This is a genomic window from Roseinatronobacter monicus (assembly GCF_006716865.1).
In the GTDB taxonomy this organism is placed as follows: Bacteria; Pseudomonadota; Alphaproteobacteria; order Rhodobacterales; family Rhodobacteraceae; genus Roseinatronobacter; species Roseinatronobacter monicus.
This window is the reverse complement of record NZ_VFPT01000003.1, coordinates 34,545-55,701: the sequence shown is the minus strand read 5'-3', so window position 1 is coordinate 55,701 and position 21,157 is coordinate 34,545. Positions and strand designations below refer to the sequence as shown.

Genomic DNA, 21,157 nt, shown 5'->3' with positions numbered 1-21,157 from the left:
TTCCCGTAGTTGGGTTGGTGCGACTGTCGAGAGTTTCTGGCAGACTGCATTAGAAAGTCAGATGACGATCAATAAGTTCGTCCGTCAGGTCTTGGCTGGTGCCCACAGCGGCCACTCGGCCCTTGTCGATTACGATGAACTGGTCAGATACCTCGCGCACAAACGGCACGTTCTGTTCGACCAGCACGATCGTGAGCCCAAATTCGCGATTTAGCCGGGTTATAACTTCGTGAATTTGCTGCACTATGTTTGGCTGAATTCCCTCTGTTGGTTCATCCAGGATCAACAATTTGGGTTTCATTGCGAGGGCCCGCGCAAAGGCGATCTGTTGTTGTTGTCCCCCTGAAAGATCTCCACCCCGACGATGAAGAAATTCGCGCAAGACTGGAAACAAATCGAAGATATATTCGGGGATATCACGGCTTCCGTCTTTGCGTGCATAGGTACCCATCACAATGTTTTCTTCCACAGTGAACCGCGGGATCACCTCGCGGCCCTGCGGGATATAACCGATGCCTAAAAGCGCTCGATCACTGGTCGGCAAGCTTGCGATGTCTTTGCCATCAAAAGTCAGAGTCCCTTCAACACGGTCAGTCAGCCCCATGATCGTCCGCATCAATGTGGTCTTGCCCACGCCGTTGCGCCCAAGCACGCTTAGCAATTTTCCAGGCTCCAGCGTAAAGCCGATATTCTGCAAAACTGGGCTTTTCCCGTAATAGGAATAGAGGTTTTTTGCCTGAAGCATGTGTCTTTCCTAATGTCCGAGATACACGGCCTTGACCCGAGGGTCTGCTTCGATTTCAGCGATGGAGCCGTCAGCCAGCACGCTGCCTTGGTTCATCACGGTGACGCGTTCGGCTACTTCGCGCACGAATTGCATGTCATGTTCGACAACAATCAGCGTGTGCTCGCCTTTCAATGTATTGAATATCTCGGCCGTCTTGAGGGTTTCTTGAATGGTCATGCCTGCGGTGGGCTCGTCCATCAGGATCAGCTTGCTGTCCTGTGCCAGCAACATCGCTATTTCAAGCCATTGCGTCTGACCATGCGAGAGGTTGCCCGCGTGAGTGTCGATCATTTCTATCAGGCCGACGCGCTCAAGAACCTCTTTGATCCGACCGCGGACTGGCGTTCGAAATACCAGAAGCGCATCCAGCACACCCGCCTTTCGAGATTGGGCGACTTCAAGATTTTCCAGCACGGTCAGCTGTTTGAAAACAGATGGCACTTGGAACTTGCGGCCAACGCCTTGGCGCGCGCGCTTGTACTCCTTCAGCCAGGTGATGTCCTGACCCTGAAATAATATTTGTCCGGAGGTCGCCTTGGTCTTGCCGCAAATCAGATCAAGCATCGTGGATTTGCCAGCTCCATTCGGCCCCAAAAGACAGCGCAACTCGCCGGCTTTCACATCGAGGCTTAGATCGTTCACCGCCTTCAAACCGCCGAACTGAACCGTGAGGTTGCGTATTTCCAGAAAGCTCATGACGCAGTTTCCTTTGATACATGGGGGTCTGGATTTGGGCGACCCGGGCTTTCCATCCGCGGTTTGTTTTTTCTGATCAGCGCAAAGGTGCTGCGCATCAGCCCGTACAACCCGCGTGGCAGAAAGATTACAAAGAAGATAAACATTAGGCCAAGTATCAAGAGCCAGCCTTCGACGAAAACATCCGACAGCCGCCCTTCGGCTAGGTTGACCAATATCGCTCCGATGGCTGCCCCCAGCAGGGACTCACGTCCGCCGACGGCACACCAGATGACAATAGCCAAGCTAAAGGCGACTCCCATGTATGTGGGTGAAGCGAATTCCAGTACCAACACATACAGCATGCCGGCCCAGCCAGCGATTGCGGCTGAAAGACAGAACACAACTGTCTCATATCGCGCCACGTCGTATCCGAAGTATCGGACCCGCAGATTATCGTCGCGGATCGCGCGCAAGATCAGGCCAAATTTGCTTCGCGTCACCAGCGCCCCAATTAGGAGCGCAGTAATCAGGCAGCCTGCAACAAGATAGTAGAATTCAACACTATAGTTATCAACGCGCCATCCGCCCAGAACCAGTGGCGCTAGTCCGGTCAGCCCGTTTTGCCCGCCAGTATAGCGTTGCTCTTCGATAAAGATCAGCTGCAAGGCCACAAGGAAAGCCAGCATGATGATCGCGACAAACACCCCTGTCACTCTGCCGCGGAACATAAACTGCCCCATCAAGCCCGCGACCAATGCTGGGACGACAAATCCGGCAATCAGCGTGACAGGCAACGAATGGAACGGTTCCCAGAACAATGGCAACCTGTCGACATTGGTCCACCCCATGAAGTCAGGCATGCCCCCGGGGTTGTTGACGCTATTCTTCAGCTTCAGGTGCATGGCCATGATATAGGCACCGATCCCAAATGTAGCGGCTTGGCCTAAGTTCAGGATCCCTGCAGTCCCCCAAGAAAGCGCCAATGCCATCGCGACCATAGCCAGCGCCAAATAGCGTGCAAACGTGTTCAATTCGAACCCGTCAAAACCTAGCACCGAAGGCACTGCAAGCATGATAACGAATGCGAAAATAGCGTAACCAAGCAAATCATATTGGTTTGTGCGGTTCATTCCGGTCTCCTCAATGCCGTACTGACTGTGGGAACAATCCGTTTGGCCGAAAACGGATAAACAGAATGATTGCTATCAAGACACCGATGCGCCCAATTGTGTCGTTCATCATCATGGAGAAGAATGCTGTTGCCTCGCCGACGGCGCCGGCCGCGATTGCAGTGCCGGCAATTGAGCCCACACCACCCATAATCACGACCAGAAATGCATCAACAACCAGATATGTACCCATCGAGGGCGTCGTACTGACCAGAGGCGCGATCAGGGCACCAGCAACGCCCGCCAGCCCTGCTCCATATGCGAAGGTTAGAGAATAGATTTTCTCGGCACGAATGCCATAACACTCAGAAATTTCTCGATTCTGGATAACCGCACGAAGCTTCTTTCCAAATTCAGTGCGGCTGAGAAGTATCCAAGTGGCCATCAAAACGGCAATTGAAAAGACCAACACAAAGATTCGGTAATTCGACATGTAGACATTGCCGATTATCAGGTTGCCCTCGAGAATCTTGGGACCGGCTACGAACCGGGATTCGGAACCGATGCCCATGCGAACGCACTGTTGCAGCACAATTCCAATACCCCATGTCGCGAGGATCGTGTCCAGCGGTCGCCTGTAAAGTCGGTGAACAACTCCACGCTCGATCAACCAGCCGACGACACCAATCGCGATGAAAACCACTGGAAGTGCCATCAGCAGCCCGACGCCCAGAAATGTTTGCATGGCCCAAGTGACATAGGCCCCAAGCATGACAAATTCACCATGCGCGAGATTGATGACCCCCATGGCCCCGTAGATGATGGCCAACCCAAGGGCGACCATCAAAAGTATCGAGGCCATGCTGAGGCCTGCAAATGCCTGATTTAGGATCGCATCCATCGGCGACATCCCTTTGGTTTTTTGGACGAAGCATGCTTGTCAGTTAGTCGCGCCATGACACGACCAACTGACAGAAAACATGTCATTCCAGGGTGGCTTATAATTCACCGTGGGCACTTTGATTGCCCAGTGTGTATGGCTGATTGGCGGTATTAGCCTCGGATGAGACCTTCTCCGGTACAAGTTTCCCCCTCATAGGCCCAGTAGGGTTCTGGCGCCACGCGTGCCCCAGACTGTACCAGAACTTCTGCTTGTCCGTCCGACTTCCAGCGAGCGATTTTGGGCCAGAGATGTGTGTGCAGATTGGGATCGATTACTATTTCACCCTGAGGTGCGGTGATCGTGGTTCCGACTGATGCATCGCGTATTGCCTCAGGGGTGATGTTTGCGGGATCGAGTTTCTCCAGCGCTGCCTTGAACTGATAGACTTGGAAATAGGCAGCCTCTGAGACAAAATGCGTCACTTCATTTGCACCGAAGCGCGAGCGATACGCTTCGACAAAGCGTTCGTTTTCAGTAGACTGGTGACCCATGAAATATGGTGCCGACGAAAAATGTCCGGCTGCGGCGTCACCACCGATTGCTGCAACTTCAACTTCTGAGCGCGTAAGGCTGGCGCAAGGCATCTTTTCTGGATCGAAGCCAGCAGCGCGATATTGCCGCGCGAAGGCCACATCCGAGTCGCCGACCAGAGTGCAAAAGATGACATCGGGTTGTTCCGAACGGATCCGGTTTATAACTGAGCTGAAATCAGAATGCCCAAGAGGGACATATTCTTCGTGAACCGCCTCCCCGCCAATCTGGGCAAGGATCATCTTACATACGTTGTTTTCCTCGCGCGGATAGACGTAGTTATTACCAATCAGATAGAAACGGCCACCAAAATTTTCTTTCAGCCATGGCACAAACTCCTGCTGCTGTTGGTTTGGAACAGCGCCGCCGTACATGACGTTGCGCGAACACTCACGGCCTTCGTAGAGAGTTGGGTACCAGTAAAGATTGTTTCGCCCCTCTACGACTGGCAACACTGCCTGTCGGCTTGCGGATGTGTAAGAACCGAACACGCTGACGCAATTATCACGGATCATCAACCGGCGCGCACGATCAGCATATGTCGCCGGATCTGATGCCGGATCCTCAATGAATGTCCTCAATTGCATTCCGTGTATTCCGCCGGCCGCATTGATTTCTTCAATGGCCAGCAACGCTGCATCATGAAGCGTTCGCTCAACAACGGCGACTTCACCTGTCAATGAAAACAGCAATCCAATCGGGATTTCTCCATTTGCTGCAAACGCTCGACCGCCACCGGAAATAAGTGCTGGGGCACCGAGTACACCTGTTGTTGCCATCGCGCCTACGGCTCCGACACTTCGTATAAAACTGCGACGCTTCATCGTTACATTCCTCCCTGGACATGATTCTTGAGTACCGCCAAAACAGAAAAAGCCCTGCAAGAAGCATCACTCTTGATGCTGTCATGCAGGGCTTTATTGCCTTAACTCTGTGAAGATCGCTGTTGATCTCTCTCTTTACGCTACAATATTTTTATAAAATTAGCAACACAAAAGAATGTATATTTTTCAGATTCTTACGTGTTTCAGCCAGGAAGGAGATTAGGCTTGGATTGACAACATCTGTTTTAATCTTTCGAACTTATACGGGAGCGAGCGTCGCAAAGAGCCAAGCTTCCTCATCAGTTGAGGCAACCTAATGGAGTGTCCGGTTGGGCGATTGAACAGCTGCCGGGGATGTGAACTTCAACATCACCGGTTAGCCAGATAGGCGTTTGTTTTGAGGCCGCCAACAAATGATAAACTTGAAGAGGGTAGCGTTCGATGCTCCGCACCCGCACTTCAACATGGGAGGCGCTTCAAGGCTTTCGATCATTTGCCAGAGCTGTCAGGGCGTTATCGCGCGCTACATGACCTTCAACAGAAATGCCAATCTGAATCCCGGATCCGGTAAAGATGATACCAACTTTGCTGCCTGGACCGGTGGTCAACCACGACTCATCAAATAATGCCCTAAACCATCTTACAGACAATAGGTTGCCGCGAAATCATGGTAGGATAGGGCATGTCATTGAAGCGGATCCTGTCACCGCGTGATCGAGACAGCGCGAATGAAATGGCTGCTTTCGGAGGACTCTCCGGAAGCATTGCCGCGGCGCCGTCAGTCGGCTTTCGCCCTGTCTGTCGATCTCCCGGTACATGCCTCACCCTGCCTGAGGGTCCGCAATGAGGCTCCTGCAGCCGACTGCCCCTGCAGCATTTCAACTTGGCGGAATGTCCTCTGTGGGTGGCTCCTGCATTGCAAGCGTTTTCTGTCGATGTTTGCGGTCATTTTCGTCAGTACTGTCGTCTGTCCGGCCTGTTTATGTTTTGGCATTGCCTCCACTGGCCCTGATGAATTCCGCGAGCGAGGTTCCAATCGGCTTATCGACCTCAGAGGGCCGTAGCCATTCCCGGAGTGTCCTTGCTCTTGGTTGACTTATTTCCGCATCATCACTTCAACGTCTTGCATCTCGTAGGCAGTCGGCGCGGTTAGAACGCAGGCTGCCGGTATTCCTGTTTCTTTGTGAGCATCGCCCAGATGGAACGCGCTGCTTTGTTTGCCATCGCGACTGTTGCCAGCCGGAACGGTTTCTCCGCGATAATCTTGGCCGTCCACAAATCCACTTTTTCAGGTGAGCGCTTCGCCATCACGGCGCGAGACGTCATGCCCACGACCAGAAGCTTGCGAATGTAGCGGTCGCCAGCCTTTGTAATCTTGCCCAATCGCTCCTTGCCGCCACTGGATTTGTTGAGCGGGGTCAGCCCCAGCCAAGCCGCTAGATCGCGCCCGGTGCGGAATTGTTTTGCGTCCCCGACCGTGGCGACAATGGCCGATGCCGTTATTGGCCCAATTCCTGGCATACGCATCAATCTGCGCGCATCAGCATTTAGCAGAGCATGTTGTTCGATCATCTTTGAGTAGCCTTCGACGCGCTCGTTCAAACCGATGAATTGGTAGCACTGGATGCCAAGCATTCCGTTCGCGATCTCGGGCATGTCCGGGTGATCACCGTCAAGGTGGCGCTTCGCAAAGGCCGTTACCGCTTCGATCCCGATAGGCAAGATATGCCCGAACTCGCGCAACAAGGGGTTGGTTGAAAGTACGTGTAAAAAGTTCACACTCGGTCGATAGTTCTGTTGCTCGAACAGCGCGTGGTCACGTATCGCTGTGTCGCCGACAGGGCTACACCTCAGTTTTTTATGGGCAATCTAGCTGATATTTGAAACACCTGCCTCAGGGAGGAGTGTCAGGCACGCAATCGCGTTTTCTAAAAAGACGTAATAGAAAGGGCAATAGTGAACGCTCACCATCATGCTGCAGGTTTGGTTTTTGCAAGCTCGGCCAGATTGCGTCGTCCACAAATGTTTTCCTTTTTGGACATCAAAGCGCTATCGCCTAAGTTGCTCAATATAAACACCTTTTGATAAGCCTATGGCTGACCCTTTTTTGGACACTCATTATCATGCCCCTGATCCGTGCGCCAAAGCGAGCTGTGCAGAGCACAAACCATCATACTTCAACACGCCACAGTGAACTTTTTACACGTACTTTCAACCAACCCGATGAGCGAGCATCAGTACATTCTCAAGGCAACAAGAGGAGACAATGTAATGGTCAGATCAGAATTGATTGCGCAGCTCGCGTCGCACTATCCTGACCTCACGCACAGGCAGATTACGGCAGTTGTAGATGCGGTCTTTGATGAAATCACTGATGCCCTGGCGCGTGGTAATAGGGTCGAGTTCAGAGGCTTTGGTGTCTTCGCGCCGAAGCAGCGTGGCGGGCGTATAGGGCGAAATCCGAAAACTGGGGAATCTGTTCAGGTTGCGCCCAAGCAGATTGCGATGTTTCGCGCCTCCAAGGCGCTTCTGGCGCGCCTCAATGGTGAGACCTGAGCCCACGCCCGAAACCGCAACGATACCGATATTGACAATGTGCACTTAGATGCCCGGTAGTCATCAATGCGGAACTATATGTAGTGTTTCTTACGAAACAACACACAATATAATTGAATTATACCCGGATTTATGCCATCATTTGATCACATCAATTGGGGGCACTGCCATGTCAACAACCGAAACCCTGGACCGGCCACAGGCTCTTCCTGCAACCGAGAAACAGCTCATGTTTGCCCGCAAACTTGCGTTACAGAATCAGGTCATTCTCCCGTGGAATGTCCAGCAAGATCGGCGGGCTCTGAGCCAGTGGATTGACGCGCAATCTCGAATGATGCCCGCTGCGTCTGAGCACCCCACCTCCAAGCAGGTCGCATTCGCTGAGCGGCTTGCGCGTGCGAAGCGGAGATCAGTGCCCGAGGAATGCTTTCGCAGCCGCGAACTGATGTCACGCTGGATTGACTGCAACAGGTTTTGAAATCTCGAGGGAACCGAGCTGGCAGTCCAACACAAAGCGGCCGGTCGCGGTGCCAGCTCGTTCGGCCGTAAGTCGCGGGAAACAACCCATCAGAAGCTTCAAACAGTGGCCGGCCTTCGTAACGTACCCGGCCCTTTGCGGTCGGTCAGCGTCGGTGGCACGCTGCAGTTCTGCGTCACCAAACCGGCCAATCGTGCATCGCGCAGCATTTTTTGCTATTGAACGTCGCTGATGCGGGACGAGCGGTCATTGAGGGGAAAGCTATGTGTGGAGCCATCAACGCGGTGTTCCGGACATATAGGCACTTACCAGCCGGTCGATCGCTTCCCTGCGGACCGTGGGTTTCGCAACAAGACTCAGGCAGGCAACGCTTCCGAAAGGCGGGCGGCGGTTTCCATGTCATGACTGGGCAATACAATCAGCCCCGGCAGCCGCTCGCGCAGGGCGCGCACCCGGGCGTAGGAGTCGCGCATCGCGTCGAAATCCTCGCCCACGCCGGGCATGTGATCGGCCATGAGCATGTCGAGTTCGAAGGCAAGATCGGCAATCAGCAGAATCGGAGGCATACCGGCGCTGCGCAACAGCATCGATACCGACCCCGCCGTGTGACCCGGGGTCGGCAGGATCATGATCGAGCCATCACCCATGACATCGAGACAGCCATCGAACGACGCAAGATCAGGGTCATCGCATGGCGCCATGTCGAACAGGGTCCATTGCGCGCCCGGCAGGTCGACGTGCTGGCGCAGATACCAGCTGCGCTCAGCCTTGGGCCGGGTCAGTGCCTGCCATTCGCGCCGTGGCGCAATGAGTTCGGCATGGAGCAGGTGATCGATGCAGCCGGTATGGTCGAAATGCAGATGCGAGAACACCACCTTGCGCACCGCCCCGGCATCATGTCCCATCAAGGCCAGCTGATCGGTGACGTTGTCCTCGGGGCGGATCTGCCAGCGAAACAGACGGTTGAGGAAGAATACTCCCAGTGCGCTGCCCAGATACTCCCGTGGATTGCTTGCGCAGGCCGGGTCGAGGCCCGTGTCGAACAACACCAGCCCGTCGCGATGGTCGATGGCGAAGAAATGCACCGGCACCCCGTCGACCCAGCGTCGCGACAGAAGCACCCAAAGCAATGTTGGCAGCGGGGAGCCATACCTGTGCTCGCGGTGCATGCTGCCGGTCCCTGTCGTACCAACGCGCACGCTTCGAATGGCTGGCAACTCTCCAGGGCTCTGCATGGATCAATCCCTTCGCATCGGGGTGGACGTCCGTCACGCGCGTGGCACGCTGTCGTCGTGCAGCCTAACGGGTTTTTGCCCCGCGATCAAAACTGCCGAAGCAATTCAATGGGACAACGCCAGAACCCGCCACTGACAGAGATCTCGGAATGGACAACCGAGGGCGAAGAAAGACCCCAATAGCCGCTGTGGGCTCCCTTGCGGTCATGCGACGTCGCAGCATGGGCCGTGTCTTCGCGCGTCTGATGCCATCGACGTGGTCGGCCCATTGCGGCCTGTCGGCCTGCGGTGCATCATTCTCCGAAGCTGCCGCTCAGGGACGGCGCAGCATATGACAGGAAGAGCCCCTCTAACGTCGGGAATATTGGTGCGGCCCTTGGCATTGATGATGCAGAGGGCAAGGGGCGGACGTGCGCCGTGTTTGCTCATCGGGTATTAACTTACCGGACGGGGCCACTTTTTTGGGGTCCGGTTGAGAAATTCCGTGCTTGCCATTGCGGTGATGTTTGCCTCACATGGGAGCGTGATGCTCGACAACCCGGGTGTGATCCTCTTGATAATCGGTCCCGGAGCCACCTTCTTCGCGGTGATCTTCATCGTGATGTTGGGCGTCAGCTGGACGGCGAACCTGACCAATCCGCAGACCGCGCTAATGGTCTTCACGACGCCGGTACGAAACTCCAAGGCTTCACCGGACGTGGCGGTGACAGCCTTTACCAGCCCGCTGATTGCCTTGACGGTCGTGATCGGTCCCGCAATCGAGCTTCCCGTCCTGATCGTCCTGCTGAACATCCTGAAACAGATGCGGACACGTAGGGACGCTGCCGACGCGTGTCCTTTGGTCACGCCTTCGAAGGCCGCCTTGTCAGTCCCCGGCAAGCGTCCTGAGTACTGGGCACTGCGGCACCTGATCGCCAGAGCATTGCGCTGCGGTCTGGGCCAGAACCGCCTCGATCCGCTTCAGGTCCGCGATTTTCGCCCGCACATCCGAAAGATGCCGTTCCGTCCGGTACTTGACCTCTGAGCACGTTGGCGCGGCACCATCCCCCAGCCCCAGAAGCCCGCGGATGTCGTCCATGGAGAAGCCGAGTTCGCGGGCGCGCAGGATGAATCGAAGGCGCAGGGCGTGGGCCGCTGAATAGACACGGTAGCCCGCGCCCGTTCGCGGCGGGTCGGGCAGCAGGCCGGTTTTCTCGTAGTAGCGGATCGTCTCGATGTTGCTGCCTGTCGCGCGGGCAAGTTCGCCGCGCGACAGGCCACTCTCGCTCTTGTGACCGGACATGGTGCATTATTTCCTTGAGCCTGTAGTTGCTACAGACCGTACACCGATCCTCGATGATAGACGAGAGGTGACTTGCATGAGCATTGCGGAAGACAAGACAAGTAGCACGGTTCCGGGTCGCCCGGCGCGCAAGGGCTGGTTCGCGGCAGGCGGTGTTGTCGGGGCGTTTCTCGCCTCGGCCTGCTGCATCGGACCTCTTGTGCTGCTGACACTGGGGATTTCCGGCGCGTGGATCGGCAACCTGACAGCGCTGGAGCCCTACAAGCCGATCTTCGCTGTCATTGCGCTCGGCTTCATCGCGGCGGGGTTTTGGCAGGTGTATTTCCGCCAGCCCACAGTCTGCGAGCCCGGGTCCTACTGCGCGCGGCCCAACTCGGCCCGGATCACCAAGACCCTGCTCTGGGCGTCGCTCGCCCTCGTTCTGGCCGCTCTCACCATCAATTGGTGGGCGCCGCTTCTCTACTGACCCCGAAAGGAAACCCCATGAAGAAGATACTTGCCCTTGCCCTGTTTGGTCTGACGGCCGTGGTGCCGATGGCCGTGGGTCCCGCCGCGGCGCAGTCGGTCGCCACCGAGCATAGCGTGACCTTTACGGTCGAGAACATGACCTGCGCGCTCTGCCCGGTGACGGTGAAGCGTGCGATGGAGGGAGTCGAGGGCGTGCGCGCTGTCGAGATCGACTTTGCCGCCCGTACCGCCACCGTACTGTTCGATACGGCATCGACAAGCGCCGAGGCCATTGCTGCCGCCTCTGCCAACGCAGGTTATCCTGCGCTCGTTGAGGGCTGACCCCATGCGTGATGACCTGATGGGCGGTGTGCTGGCAACGGCGGTCGCCGCCCCTGCCATGATCGTCTGTTGTGGCGGTGGCGGGGTTCTGCTGGCCGGGCTGACCGGCGCGGTCGGCGGCTGGCTGAGTGGGCTTGGCGGCATTGCGGCGCTGATCGTCGCGGCGGGTGCCGCGCTGGCCTGGCGCAGTTTGCGGCGGCGAAGGGGCGATGTCGAATGCTGCGTTGATGCAGCTGACGCAAAGGAGACAGTCCATGGCCAGTCCTGACGACCGCAAGCTGCTCGGCATCGGGATTGTTGGCACCGTCATAGCCGCGCTCTGCTGCTTCACGCCGGTGCTGGTCATCCTTCTGGGGGTTGTCGGCCTGTCTGCGGTGCTGGGCTGGATCGACTATGTGCTGTTTCCGGCGCTCGCCTTCTTCATCGCGCTGACCGTCTACGCCGTCTGGCGCAGGCAGCGGCGTCAGAATCACACCTGAAAGGACATTCCATCATGACCCACTGCTTTTCCGCGATGGCCTGGTTCGGCCCTAGCTGGACCCTGACCGTCACCTTGATCCTGGCTGCGGTCGCGCTGACCTACCTGGTCACAAGGCGTGCAGATGCGCAGCACGGCGAGGCGATCGGAAACGAAAGGCGCACCTCGTGACAGACACATATGACTACGATCTGATTGTGATTGGCGCCGGATCGGCGGGGTTTTCCGCAGCGATCACGGCGGCCGAAGCGGGCAAACGTTTGGCGTTGATCGGTCATGGCACAATTGGCGGCACCTGTGTCAACGTCGGCTGTGTTCCGTCCAAGACGATGATCCGCGCCGCCGAGGCCCTGCATGGTGCGAAAGCCGCAGAGCGGTTTCCCGGCTTGCAGGGAGAGGCACGGGTGGATGATTGGGCGGCGCTGGTCGCGGCCAAGGACGATCTGGTCGGGACGCTGCGGGAGAAGAAGTACGCCGACCTGCTGCCAGGTTATGAGAACGTCACCTATATCGACGAAGGCCCTGCGCGGCTGGTGGATGGCGGAGTCGAGGTCGGAGAGCGTAAGGTTACTGCGCCCAAGATCATAATTGCCACGGGCGGTCGGCCTGCGGTGCCAGAGATCGCGGGGATCGATGCGGTGCCGACGCTTGATAGCACGCAGTTGCTGGACCTTGAGACCCTGCCCGAAAGTCTGATCTTTCTTGGCGGGGGCTATGTTGGCGTGGAACTGGCGCAGATGATGGCCCGCATGGGCGTTGCGGTGACGATTGTCTGCCGCTCGCGTCTGTTGCCGCAGGCTGAGCCGGAGGTGGGCGGGGCACTGGCCGATGCACTGCGCGCCGAGGGCGTGTTAATCATGGATGGCGTTGCCTATGGGGGGGCACGGCGCAACAGCGATCGGGCGATCCTGATCGTGATGCGGAATGGCGAAACCCATGATCTGACGGCCGATCATATCGTCCTGACCACCGGGCGCAGGCCCAACACCGAAGGGCTAGGACTGGTCGAGATGGGCATAAAGACTGACGCACACGGCGCGGTCGTGGTTGGAGATGACATGCAAACCACCCGCCCCGGCATCTATGCAGCGGGCGATGTGACCGACCGCGACCAGTTCGTCTACATGGCTGCCTATGGTGCCAAACTCGCCGCGCGCAATGCCGTGCTGGGCGGCGTCGAGCGGTATGACAGCGCCGCCATGCCCTGGGTGGTGTTCACCGATCCACAGGTGGCGGGCGCGGGCCTGACCGAGGCACAGGCGATCAAGGCCGGCCGCACCGTCAAGACCAGCCTCATCAGCCTCAACAACGTGCCCCGCGCCCTGGCCGCGCGCGATACGCGGGGCCTGATCAAGCTGTTGGCGGACGCAGAAACCGATCACCTGCTGGGCGGGGTGATCATGGCACCCGAGGGCGCGGACTGCGTCCAGACGCTTGTCATGGCACTGAAGTTCGGCATGACGATCAAGGCACTTGGCGAGACGATCTTTCCCTATCTCACCACGGTTGAGGGGCTGAAACTTGCCGCGCAGACCTTCGACAAGGACGTGGCAAAGCTGTCCTGCTGCGCGGGGTAGGTTGAAAAGACTGCTTCGGTTCAGTCGATGGCGCATTATGAGCGTCATTTAAGGACGATCGCTCAAATCCAACCGGACGACTGCGCCCGATCTCGGAATAGCGCTTCTGCGTATTTTCATCGGTCGAGCGGGGCACGACGACCGACCGCTTTCGCAAGGTGCTGCGAATGCAATGCTGCGGTGCCGTCAGGCAGCTCACCGCCCTCTGCGTCGGTCTCGCGCAGGTTCTCTATGCAAGACCTGCACCCCATTGAGACTGGTGGCGCTCGGTTGCTGCGCCACGCCTGAGCGGCCGCTTTGCTGAAATATGGCAATGGTGAGCTGCCGCCGGGATGTCAGCCGCAGCTCATCACCCGATGGCCATGTCCTCTGCGGTTTTGCCCGCCTCCAGCGCCTCCACAAACCACAGCGGTTTGCGCCCCCGGCCGGACCAGGTGAGCGCCGGGTTCTCAGGGTGGCGGTATTTCGCCGGGGCGGGCGCACGCTTGGGTTTTGCATCCTCGCCCATGAGTTCGGCCAGCGAATAGCCCAGCTCTCTGGCGAATGCTTCCACCTTGGCGCGGGTTTCTGCCTTTTGCCGGTCCTCGTAGGTGGTGATCGCCTTGGCGATGTCCTTGTGCAATTTGCGCAGTTCCGTGAGCGACAGCGCCTCGAGATCGAAATCAGCCATGTTATGCTTTCCGTGTCCTGAATGATCCCGCAAGGTAGCCTGTATCGGCAGTACCCCGCAACTCCCTGACGGCGCGGGGGCGGATGGCGGTTGGGGATGATTGCTATCGACCGCCAGTGCAGTGCCGGGCTCGGGTTCTGACAGGCCATGTGTGCCGGATGACAGGGTCTGGCACGGGCTTCCCCGTGTCGCTCTGTCTGCTGGCCCATCCCTTCGACTGACAATCCCCTAATCCCGTTCGGGCTCTCGCGCGCAACCCCGCGTCAGACCGGGCCGTGTTGCCCCTTTGGGGCTGCCCGCGCCACCCCGGTCCTCTGGGGGTTTCCGGCGTCCGTTCCGTCCACCGTGCACGCGTCACCCGACGGGCTTTTTCAGGGTCTTGTCGAAGGGACGGTCCCGAAGACAGGACACAGAAGGAAGCTACCCATGCAAAACATCGTCATCCTCGCTGGCAACATTGGCCAAAAACCCGAAACCCGCACCACCCAAGGTGGCACAAAGATCACCAATTTCAGCCTCGCCACCTCCCGCCCCCGCCTCTCGGAAGGTCGCGTGCTGCGCGACGAGAACGGCTACCGGGTCATGGACACGGAATGGCACCGCATCACCTGCTTCAATGGCCTCGGCAAGACGGTCGCGGAGCACTGCGAAAAGGGCATGAAGCTCCTGGTCCATGGCCGCATCCACTACACGAAATGGACCGACGCCGCAGGCAACGACCGCTACGGCTGCGAAATCATCGCCGAGAAGGTCGATTTCCTGAGCCGCCCGAAATCGGCCGAGAGTGAAAACCCCGAGCTGGTCGACCGCGACGACGAGATCCCGTTCTGAAAGGAACGGGGTCTCCCCCTCGGGCCCGGCGGGGAAACCCGCCGGGTTCGCTGCACTGCCGCAAGGCAGCTTCGAGCCCTTTGCGGACGGTCAGTTGCTCACAGCGCCAACTTTACGCGCATGACAGAGATCCACCACCGCGATGCCAAACAAGCTGTCATTTCGAAGTTTGGGTGTTGATCGACGATTATTGGCTCACAGGCCGCAATCGCGGTAGTCCTGTTCGATGCAGCGCTCGGCGCGTCTTTGCAAAAGCGCGCGATCTTCCGCGGGCAGCGCATCGATCGCCTCATCGATGGCGAAAATTCTGTGGCCGGAATTGTTTTGTGCGCCGATGACATACCAGAGCAGCGCCTTTTCCACGTCGGGCGCGACGCCTTCGCCATCGAAATACATGCCGGCAACTTCGGTTTGCGAAAACGCCAAGCCCGCGAGCCCGGCGCGCCGGTACCAGTGATGGGACAAGGCCAGATCCCGAACCGCGGTTGAATTGCGGTAGATATTCCCCAGATTGTGCATCACCGCCCTAGAGCCAGTCTGGGCGACGTAACGCTCGAATAATTGCGCTGCGCGGGCGCGGTCGGACTCGATGGAGAGAGGGCCGCGATCCAGGATCGCAGCGAGTTGATACATCGCCTCCAGGTCATCATTCTCGCGTATCTCGCGCTCAAGATGAACCAGCGCCTGGTCGTACCAGTGCGTGGCCTCGTCATGATCCTCGAAGAAGCCTTCGCCATCAGGATACCCTAACTCCAGATGCCTCGCCAAAATGGCCATCGAGATGGCATGACCTGACAGCGCCGCCTGTCGCCGCCAATGGATCGCCCGAGGCTGCGCCATGCCACGCGCTGAAAAGTCAAAACTTTCGTAATGCTCGGCCATGATGATCTGCGCGCGCTGCTCGCCGTTGTTTGCGGCAGCCTCGAACCATTCCAGCGCGGTGCCCGGATCACGCGCCACGCCCTGGCCATTGGCATAGAGCACGGCTATATTGAACTGCCAGGTGGCGTCGCCCGCCAGCGCCAGCGGCAGCCATTGCGCATAGGCCTCCGCGAAATCGCCGGCGCGATAGGCATCGATCCCGCGCTGGGCGTCCTGTGCGGTGGCATTGCCAGACATGAAAAAAAGCAAAGCACCGACCAGCAAGCCTGATTGTCGCATCCTGTTCACCTCGTCCAACTTGGGGTGTCCACGCATACACCCACACTCGACTGTATTAGCTTTTCCGAAGCGCATCACCGAGTCAAGGTGATGTCGCCATAGCGATGCCTGCCCCGGGCGTCCGCTGCAAATGCGAACAAGCGACAGGCGCTATGCGGGTGGGTGCGAACAGCGCCGCATCGGTGCTGACCGACCCCTATAGCAAAAGTCGCGGTTATGGCTAAACAGCGAAGGATCATGGGCGGATGGCGCGAACGTCCGCAAGGTCCGGAGGGTGTGTGAAAACTCGACTATTTTTGGAAAAACCGGTCGTTCTCGCCGTATGGGCGTGTTTTTAGTCGTGCGAAGTATTTGGTCCGTCTCGGGGGGCCACGAGGGCGGCGGGAGCATCTGAGGATGGTTTCTGTGTTTTCGGGAGCGGATTTTGAGCAATCAAGGCCATTTACGCCTTCATCGCCGCGATCATCGCCGGAATGCCCATGATGTTCATGACACGGGTCATGTTATAGGCCAGCACATGCAGCGCCATTTCCGTCGCCACCTTTTTCAGGGTCCGCATTTTGAAATGCGTAGCACCCATCCATGATTTAATCGTGCCGTAGGGGTGCTCTACCGTCATGCTTCGGACAGCCAATTGGCCCGGGTCGGCATCCAGCCGCGCCTGAACGCGCTCAAGGACAGCCTCGTGTTCCCACCGGCGCACGCGGCGTTCCTTGCCGGTCGTGCATTTGTCCTTGATGACGCAATCAGCACATGCGCCCGACCAGTATGATCTGATGGCTTTGTCGTCTTGTTGACTGGTAAATCTGTAAATCAAATCCTCGCCCGCTGGGCAGATGTAGACATCCTTTGCGGCGTCATACGCGAAGTCTGCCTTGTCAAACTGGCCGCGCGCACCGGAATTTGATGTCATGGGTTTGGGAACGACAACCGAGATGCCAGCCTCTTCGCTGACGACGATTTCCTCCCCCTTGTAGTAGCCTTTGTCCGCGATTGCCGTGAGTTGATCTGTCGTCATTTCATCGCCCGCGGCTACCGCCATCATCGATAAAGCGTCCCGATCAAACCCAAGCATGGTGACTTCATGTGCGACGATCAGATGGTGATCGGCTTCGACAGCGGTCTGAACATTGTAGCCGACAATGCGCGGCATGCGCGCTGTTGTTGCCATTGATCTGGCGTCAGGGTCGCTGAGCGAGACCTGGCTTTCACCAGTCTCATCCATGCGCTGTTCAATTGATCGGTAGCGGACCGCCTCTTTTTTCAGATGTTCCAGCTTTCTCAGGGTGCGTTCCATGCGGGCCTCTGGCAGCACAGTGCCCGTCTGCTCAAACACCGCATCAGCACGATCCAACTCGCCCAGATAACGCTCGATTGCTTTATCAATCTCATCGAGCTTCTGGCGCAGCTTGCCGCGCGTGTAATTCTTGGCCTTGGAGTTCAGCGCTTTAAAGCGGCTGCCATCAATCGCGACAACATCGCCGTCGAGCAAACCCATGTTGCGGCATAGGGCAACAAATTGCTGGCAGGTTTTGCGGATCGCAGGCCCGTTATCCTTACGAAAATCAGCAATCGTCTTGAAATCCGGCTTCAACCGACCGGTCAGCCAAATGAGTTCCAGGTTCCGACCGCATTCTCGTTCCAGCCGCCGTGATGACTGGATCTGGTTCAAATACCCGTAAAGATAAATCCGCAGCAACAGCCCAGGATGATAGCCTGGCCGACCGGTCGGCGATGGCTGCACAGTGAAGCCAAGCATCGCGAGATCAAGCATGTCGAGAAAGGCATCAATGGCGCGGACCGGGCTGTTCTCATCAACATAATCGTCCAGATGTTCAGGCAGCAACATCGTCTGCTGGCGGTCCAAACCTTCGATAAATCCCGCCATGATATACCCCCGCTTCAGATGTAGAGAGCATACCACAATTCACTAAAAGAGGCGAGTTTTCACACACCCTCTCCGCATTGCTGCCCCTCACATCTGCGTTTGAGAGTCAGAGAAGGGCTGGTTGCTTTCGCGACAGGTTAAGGGCTGGGAGAGTGGCTTCCAGCGCCTGTCACGGAGGAATACCGATGGGTGTTGTGGAAGTTCTGGATCCGGTCGCGCCGACGCGGGCTGGCGGCTGGAAAGTGGATGTGAGCCGAGGCGAGCGGAACGGGCGGGTGTCGTCCGAATGGTTCAACCGGCCGGATGATGAGCGGTATCTGTCGCTCGACGATCTCTGGGCCGATGTGAAAGGCCGGTCCGAGCGCAGCCGGAGCCGGGTGGTGCAGACCGCCGACATCCGGGTCGAGGCCGCGCGCGACAACCCCGAGCGGTTGCACCTGATGTTGCCGAAGGCGCAAGAACCGGTCGCACCCACGCATTGGGCCTTCGGCCAGCTTGCCAGCATCGTCGGTGCACCAGCGTCCTACCTGCGGCAGCTGCCTGCGCCGCTTGCGGGGATCAACCTGCAATATGGTCTGACCAACCACCGCGCTGAGCAGGTGAAGACTTTCGAGACGGAAGATGGCCGGACCGAACTGCGCGCGATAACGGGTTTCAGCTACGGCAGGATCCATGACCATGAACTGGTTGAGGCGGTGCAGCGCATCGCGGGCAATGGCACCGGTGATACGCGGTGGAAGGTGCCGGGCGTGCTGGACTGGTCGACGGGCGTCTATAACCCCGATGTCGAAATCAGCCGCGACACGACCACGCTCTATGCCTCGGACCGCGACGTCTTCCTGTTCCTGGTCGACGATCGCAACCCGATCGAGGCGGGCAAGCTGCCCGATGGCTCGCCCGATCTCTACTTCCGGGGGTTTTACTGCTGGAACTCCGAGGTTGGGGCCAAGACCCTCGGAATGGCGAGCTTTTACCTGCGGGCGGTGTGCCAGAACCGCAACCTCTGGGGCGTCGAGGATTTTCAGGAGATCAGGATCCGGCATTCGAAATACGCGGCATCGCGTTTCGCACATGAGGCAGCCCCGGCGCTGACGCGGTTTGCCAATTCCTCGCCGCAGGGGTTTGTGAACGGCATCAAGGCCGCGCGGCAGCAGATCGTGGCGCGCAGCGATGAGGATCGCGCGGATTTCCTGCGCAAGCGCGGCTTCTCGAAGGCGGAGTCTGGCAAGATCATCGAGAAGGTGCTGATGGAAGAGGGCCGCCCGCCCGAGAGCATCTTCGACTTCGTGCAGGGCATCACGCGGCTGGCGCGCGACAAGACCCAGCAGGATGCCCGCCTCGACATGGAAGGGCGGGCCAAGAAGCTGCTCGACCGGGTCGGATGAAGTTGGGTGGGGCGCCTCACTGGCGCCCCATAAAAAATCAAGATGAACCCTTACTCGACACTCGACACAAGGTTTTTCAGCGGAACCCAACCGGCAGAACCGTCCGCTGACCGGCAGAATACCCAGCCGTGTGTTTCCTTTTCGCCTGTAACAATTTCGCCCACCTGACAAGTAAGTTCAGCAGCATTATAATCTTCAGCTGCTGCACAGCCATCGTTTGCTTTTCTTACGATGGTATCGGGTATCCAGCCCTCCAGACCGCCTGCGGATTTCGCCCATAGCCAGATGTAGCCATCCCAGTTTTCCTTACGACCCGTGAGATAAAGCACGTCGCCGGCCTGTAAAACTATTGGATCAACATAAGTGGCTGTCCAGTCCTCTGTAACCTTGAACTTCATGATGGCTGTCCCCCGGTCGAGCGATCCGAGGCTGGCATAAGCTGGTAGTGTCTGCAACATCCTGATTGCTGACTTAAGCCTAGATTATCTGCCGCCCCCTTTCGAGGAAGAGGGCGGCGGTTTGGTCTTTGACGGTTTGAAGCGGGGAGAGAGGCTTTCCGCGCCGTCGGAGATATCAGCCATGTTCGACTTTCCCATGCCGTTTCACCCGACCCCTCGCCCGAGCGGCCCCGCGCCACACAACCCAAATGGCACCGCTGATCCCAATCGCCCCTTCGCCCTGACAGTCTCAAACACCTTGCCCGCTGCGCAGATGTCGGGCCGGGCCGCGCCCATGGTCCTTGCCCGGTTCGCCACGTTGGCCGAGGCCATGCAGGGCGCGATCGATCATGCCGAGGACATGGCCCCCGATGCTGCCCGGCAGATGATCGCCATTCTGGACCGCGACGCGCGTCTGGTGCTCGCGGGTGCGGCCAGCGAGAGCGCAGTGGCCTGGTGCCATCCGGTGACCAGTGCTGCCGAGGCGCGATCCGTGGTGCAGGAGGCAAGCCAGCTGCGCGCACAGGCGGGCCGTGCCACTGACTGGCGCGAGACCGATATGGCGCAGCGGCTGCGCCACCGCGCCGATCTTCTGGATGGGCGTCTGGTCGATCCGCTCTGGCGCGCCTTTGCCGCCCGCGTGCTGCAGCTGGCCGCGTGAAGAGGAAGAGGCTGGCAGGGCAGAGATGCGCCTTGCGGGGCAGAGGAAAGACCACCCCGCGACGCGCACGTCCCCCGCCTGTTTCAAGGAGAGATCGATGCGCCAGAATACCCCGACATTACCCGCCCCGCTGCCCCCGGCCCGCACGGATTTTCACGGGCTGCAGGCCCGGCATGCCGAGGCCGAGGCTTGCCTCGCCGCGCTGATGGCCGCCAATATGACCCGGCTTTATGATCACCTGATCCAGGCCGGTATCACCCATGTCATGGTCAGCTTTCACTGTGATCATGACATCTGCCTGATCACAGGCCTCACCGCCTGGGCGGGTGATGTGGAATGCCCCTGTCCAGACGTGATCATCCCCTATGTTGCGCTGGACCAGCCAGCACCTGCGCCCCGCAATCTGGCGCTCAGGCACGCGATTACGCGCATCGCCTGCGATGTGCTGCAGGATTTGCGCGCGGCATCCGGAACGACCCGTGCCGCAGATGGCAGCTTTTGCTTCGACGCCGCCGCGCGCGCGAACCTGCTCGATTACAACCCATGCGGTGCCCTGTCCCCCTCCGGCCCGCCGCAAGCTTGCCCCGCCAGTTATGCGCAGGGGTCATGGTGATGGACCCGTTCTATGCACATCTCGGGGTAACCCCTCAGGACAGGCCCTGCACTGTGCTGCGCGCCGCGATCCGGGCGCTGCATCCCAGCTTGCGGCGCATGCGCGGGCTTCGCGTCGCGCGCCAGCGGTTTTACCGCGCCATGCTGGCCAGCCATGCGCGCCTGCAGACAAAGGCTAACCCAATGGGCGCGGACTGACGCCGCCGCCCCTGATCACCCCAACCCATCACACCCCACGCCCGGCC

24 protein-coding genes and 1 pseudogene are annotated in these 21,157 nt (G+C 58.5%); 13 read left to right on the top strand and 12 right to left on the bottom strand.

The window, feature by feature from the left end:
• Positions 1–49: 49 nt before the first annotated feature.
• From urtE to BD293_RS19400, 6 genes and pseudogenes are all read right to left on the bottom strand, one after another.
• Positions 50–745 (bottom strand): urea ABC transporter ATP-binding subunit UrtE, encoded by a 696-nt coding sequence (gene urtE, locus BD293_RS19425; protein ID WP_142085174.1) that lies wholly within the window; start codon positions 743–745, stop codon positions 50–52.
• A 9-nt stretch (positions 746–754) separates the two neighbouring features.
• A complete protein-coding gene (gene urtD, locus BD293_RS19420) occupies positions 755–1,483 on the bottom strand; it encodes an urea ABC transporter ATP-binding protein UrtD (protein WP_142085172.1) in 729 nt (242 codons plus the stop codon).
• A complete protein-coding gene (gene urtC / locus BD293_RS19415; protein ID WP_281286717.1) occupies positions 1,480–2,538 on the bottom strand; it encodes an urea ABC transporter permease subunit UrtC in 1,059 nt (352 codons plus the stop codon). The genes urtD and urtC overlap by 4 nt, the downstream gene beginning before the upstream one ends.
• Before the next feature lie 67 nt (positions 2,539–2,605).
• Entirely contained in the window at positions 2,606–3,475 is an 870-nt protein-coding gene (gene urtB, locus BD293_RS19410; protein ID WP_142085167.1) for an urea ABC transporter permease subunit UrtB, read from the bottom strand.
• A 152-nt stretch (positions 3,476–3,627) separates the two neighbouring features.
• A complete protein-coding gene (locus BD293_RS19405) occupies positions 3,628–4,872 on the bottom strand; it encodes a transporter substrate-binding domain-containing protein (protein WP_142085165.1) in 1,245 nt (414 codons plus the stop codon).
• 1,149 nt (positions 4,873–6,021) lie between these two features.
• Positions 6,022–6,618: pseudogene (locus BD293_RS19400) on the bottom strand (IS110 family RNA-guided transposase); the annotation flags it as partial.
• A gap of 525 nt (positions 6,619–7,143) precedes the next feature.
• Between BD293_RS19400 and BD293_RS19395 the strand changes: the two are divergent.
• The gene (locus BD293_RS19395; protein ID WP_142085162.1) at positions 7,144–7,428 is read left to right on the top strand and encodes an HU family DNA-binding protein; all 285 of its coding nucleotides are present in this window, start codon (positions 7,144–7,146) and stop codon (positions 7,426–7,428) included.
• 169 nt (positions 7,429–7,597) lie between these two features.
• A complete protein-coding gene (locus BD293_RS19390) occupies positions 7,598–7,906 on the top strand; it encodes a hypothetical protein (RefSeq protein ID WP_142085160.1) in 309 nt (102 codons plus the stop codon).
• A gap of 356 nt (positions 7,907–8,262) precedes the next feature.
• On the opposite strand, the gene BD293_RS19385 is transcribed toward BD293_RS19390, so the two are convergent.
• Positions 8,263–9,075 carry an N-acyl homoserine lactonase family protein gene (locus BD293_RS19385; protein ID WP_170207236.1) on the bottom strand — a complete coding sequence of 271 codons (813 nt, stop codon included), beginning with the start codon at positions 9,073–9,075 and terminating at the stop codon, positions 8,263–8,265.
• Positions 9,076–10,006: 931 nt separating this feature from the next.
• Entirely contained in the window at positions 10,007–10,423 is a 417-nt protein-coding gene (locus tag BD293_RS19380; RefSeq protein ID WP_142085156.1) for a MerR family transcriptional regulator, read from the bottom strand.
• Positions 10,424–10,499: 76 nt separating this feature from the next.
• On the opposite strand from BD293_RS19380, the gene BD293_RS19375 reads away from it, so the two are divergent.
• Genes BD293_RS19375 through merA form a run of 6 tightly spaced genes read left to right on the top strand, consistent with a single transcriptional unit; the run spans position 10,500 to position 13,267 of the window.
• Positions 10,500–10,889 carry a mercuric transporter MerT family protein gene (locus BD293_RS19375; protein WP_142085154.1) on the top strand — a complete coding sequence of 130 codons (390 nt, stop codon included), beginning with the start codon at positions 10,500–10,502 and terminating at the stop codon, positions 10,887–10,889.
• Between the two features lie 17 nt (positions 10,890–10,906).
• On the top strand, positions 10,907–11,212 hold the full coding sequence (locus BD293_RS19370) for a cation transporter (protein ID WP_142085151.1): 306 nt from the start codon (positions 10,907–10,909) through the stop codon (positions 11,210–11,212).
• 4 nt (positions 11,213–11,216) lie between these two features.
• Complete coding sequence (locus tag BD293_RS19365) at positions 11,217–11,480, top strand: hypothetical protein (RefSeq protein ID WP_142085148.1); 264 nt, start codon at positions 11,217–11,219, stop codon at positions 11,478–11,480.
• Positions 11,467–11,691: a mercury resistance system transport protein MerF gene (gene merF, locus BD293_RS19360; protein ID WP_211841092.1), complete on the top strand. Its 225-nt coding sequence runs from the start codon at positions 11,467–11,469 to the stop codon at positions 11,689–11,691. Before BD293_RS19365 ends, merF begins: the two co-directional genes overlap by 14 nt.
• 14 nt (positions 11,692–11,705) lie before the next feature.
• Positions 11,706–11,861, top strand: a complete 156-nt coding sequence (locus BD293_RS22970; protein ID WP_211841091.1) for a hypothetical protein — start codon at positions 11,706–11,708, stop codon at positions 11,859–11,861.
• Positions 11,858–13,267: a mercury(II) reductase gene (gene merA / locus BD293_RS19355; protein ID WP_246086406.1), complete on the top strand. Its 1,410-nt coding sequence runs from the start codon at positions 11,858–11,860 to the stop codon at positions 13,265–13,267. Before BD293_RS22970 ends, merA begins: the two co-directional genes overlap by 4 nt.
• Positions 13,268–13,616: 349 nt before the next feature.
• Here merA and BD293_RS19350 read toward each other — a convergent pair whose 3' ends face one another.
• Positions 13,617–13,937 (bottom strand): H-NS histone family protein, encoded by a 321-nt coding sequence (locus BD293_RS19350; protein ID WP_142085143.1) that lies wholly within the window; start codon positions 13,935–13,937, stop codon positions 13,617–13,619.
• A 426-nt stretch (positions 13,938–14,363) separates the two neighbouring features.
• Here BD293_RS19350 and BD293_RS19345 point away from each other — a divergent pair, with 426 nt between their 5' ends.
• Positions 14,364–14,768: a single-stranded DNA-binding protein gene (locus BD293_RS19345; RefSeq protein ID WP_142085141.1), complete on the top strand. Its 405-nt coding sequence runs from the start codon at positions 14,364–14,366 to the stop codon at positions 14,766–14,768.
• Positions 14,769–14,963: 195 nt separating this feature from the next.
• On the opposite strand, the gene BD293_RS19340 is transcribed toward BD293_RS19345, so the two are convergent.
• Positions 14,964–15,929, bottom strand: a complete 966-nt coding sequence (locus tag BD293_RS19340; protein ID WP_170207235.1) for an SEL1-like repeat protein — start codon at positions 15,927–15,929, stop codon at positions 14,964–14,966.
• Positions 15,930–16,371: 442 nt separating this feature from the next.
• Positions 16,372–17,817 carry an IS1182 family transposase gene (locus tag BD293_RS19335; protein WP_142082272.1) on the bottom strand — a complete coding sequence of 482 codons (1,446 nt, stop codon included), beginning with the start codon at positions 17,815–17,817 and terminating at the stop codon, positions 16,372–16,374.
• A gap of 185 nt (positions 17,818–18,002) precedes the next feature.
• Between BD293_RS19335 and BD293_RS19330 the strand changes: the two genes are divergently transcribed.
• On the top strand, positions 18,003–19,202 hold the full coding sequence (locus tag BD293_RS19330) for a DUF932 domain-containing protein (RefSeq protein WP_142085136.1): 1,200 nt from the start codon (positions 18,003–18,005) through the stop codon (positions 19,200–19,202).
• A 50-nt stretch (positions 19,203–19,252) separates the two neighbouring features.
• On the opposite strand, the gene BD293_RS19325 is transcribed toward BD293_RS19330, so the two are convergent.
• Positions 19,253–19,600: an SH3 domain-containing protein gene (locus BD293_RS19325; protein ID WP_142085134.1), complete on the bottom strand. Its 348-nt coding sequence runs from the start codon at positions 19,598–19,600 to the stop codon at positions 19,253–19,255.
• A gap of 181 nt (positions 19,601–19,781) precedes the next feature.
• Here BD293_RS19325 and BD293_RS19320 point away from each other — a divergent pair, with 181 nt between their 5' ends.
• The 3 genes from BD293_RS19320 (at position 19,782) to BD293_RS19310 (ending at position 21,110) form a co-directional block, all read left to right on the top strand.
• On the top strand, positions 19,782–20,300 hold the full coding sequence (locus BD293_RS19320; RefSeq protein ID WP_142085131.1) for a DNA repair protein RadC: 519 nt from the start codon (positions 19,782–19,784) through the stop codon (positions 20,298–20,300).
• Between the two features lie 97 nt (positions 20,301–20,397).
• On the top strand, positions 20,398–20,913 hold the full coding sequence (locus tag BD293_RS19315) for a DUF6878 family protein (RefSeq protein WP_142085129.1): 516 nt from the start codon (positions 20,398–20,400) through the stop codon (positions 20,911–20,913).
• Complete coding sequence (locus BD293_RS19310) at positions 20,913–21,110, top strand: hypothetical protein (RefSeq protein WP_142085127.1); 198 nt, start codon at positions 20,913–20,915, stop codon at positions 21,108–21,110. Before BD293_RS19315 ends, BD293_RS19310 begins: the two co-directional genes overlap by 1 nt.
• The last annotated feature ends 47 nt before the right edge of the window (positions 21,111–21,157 follow it).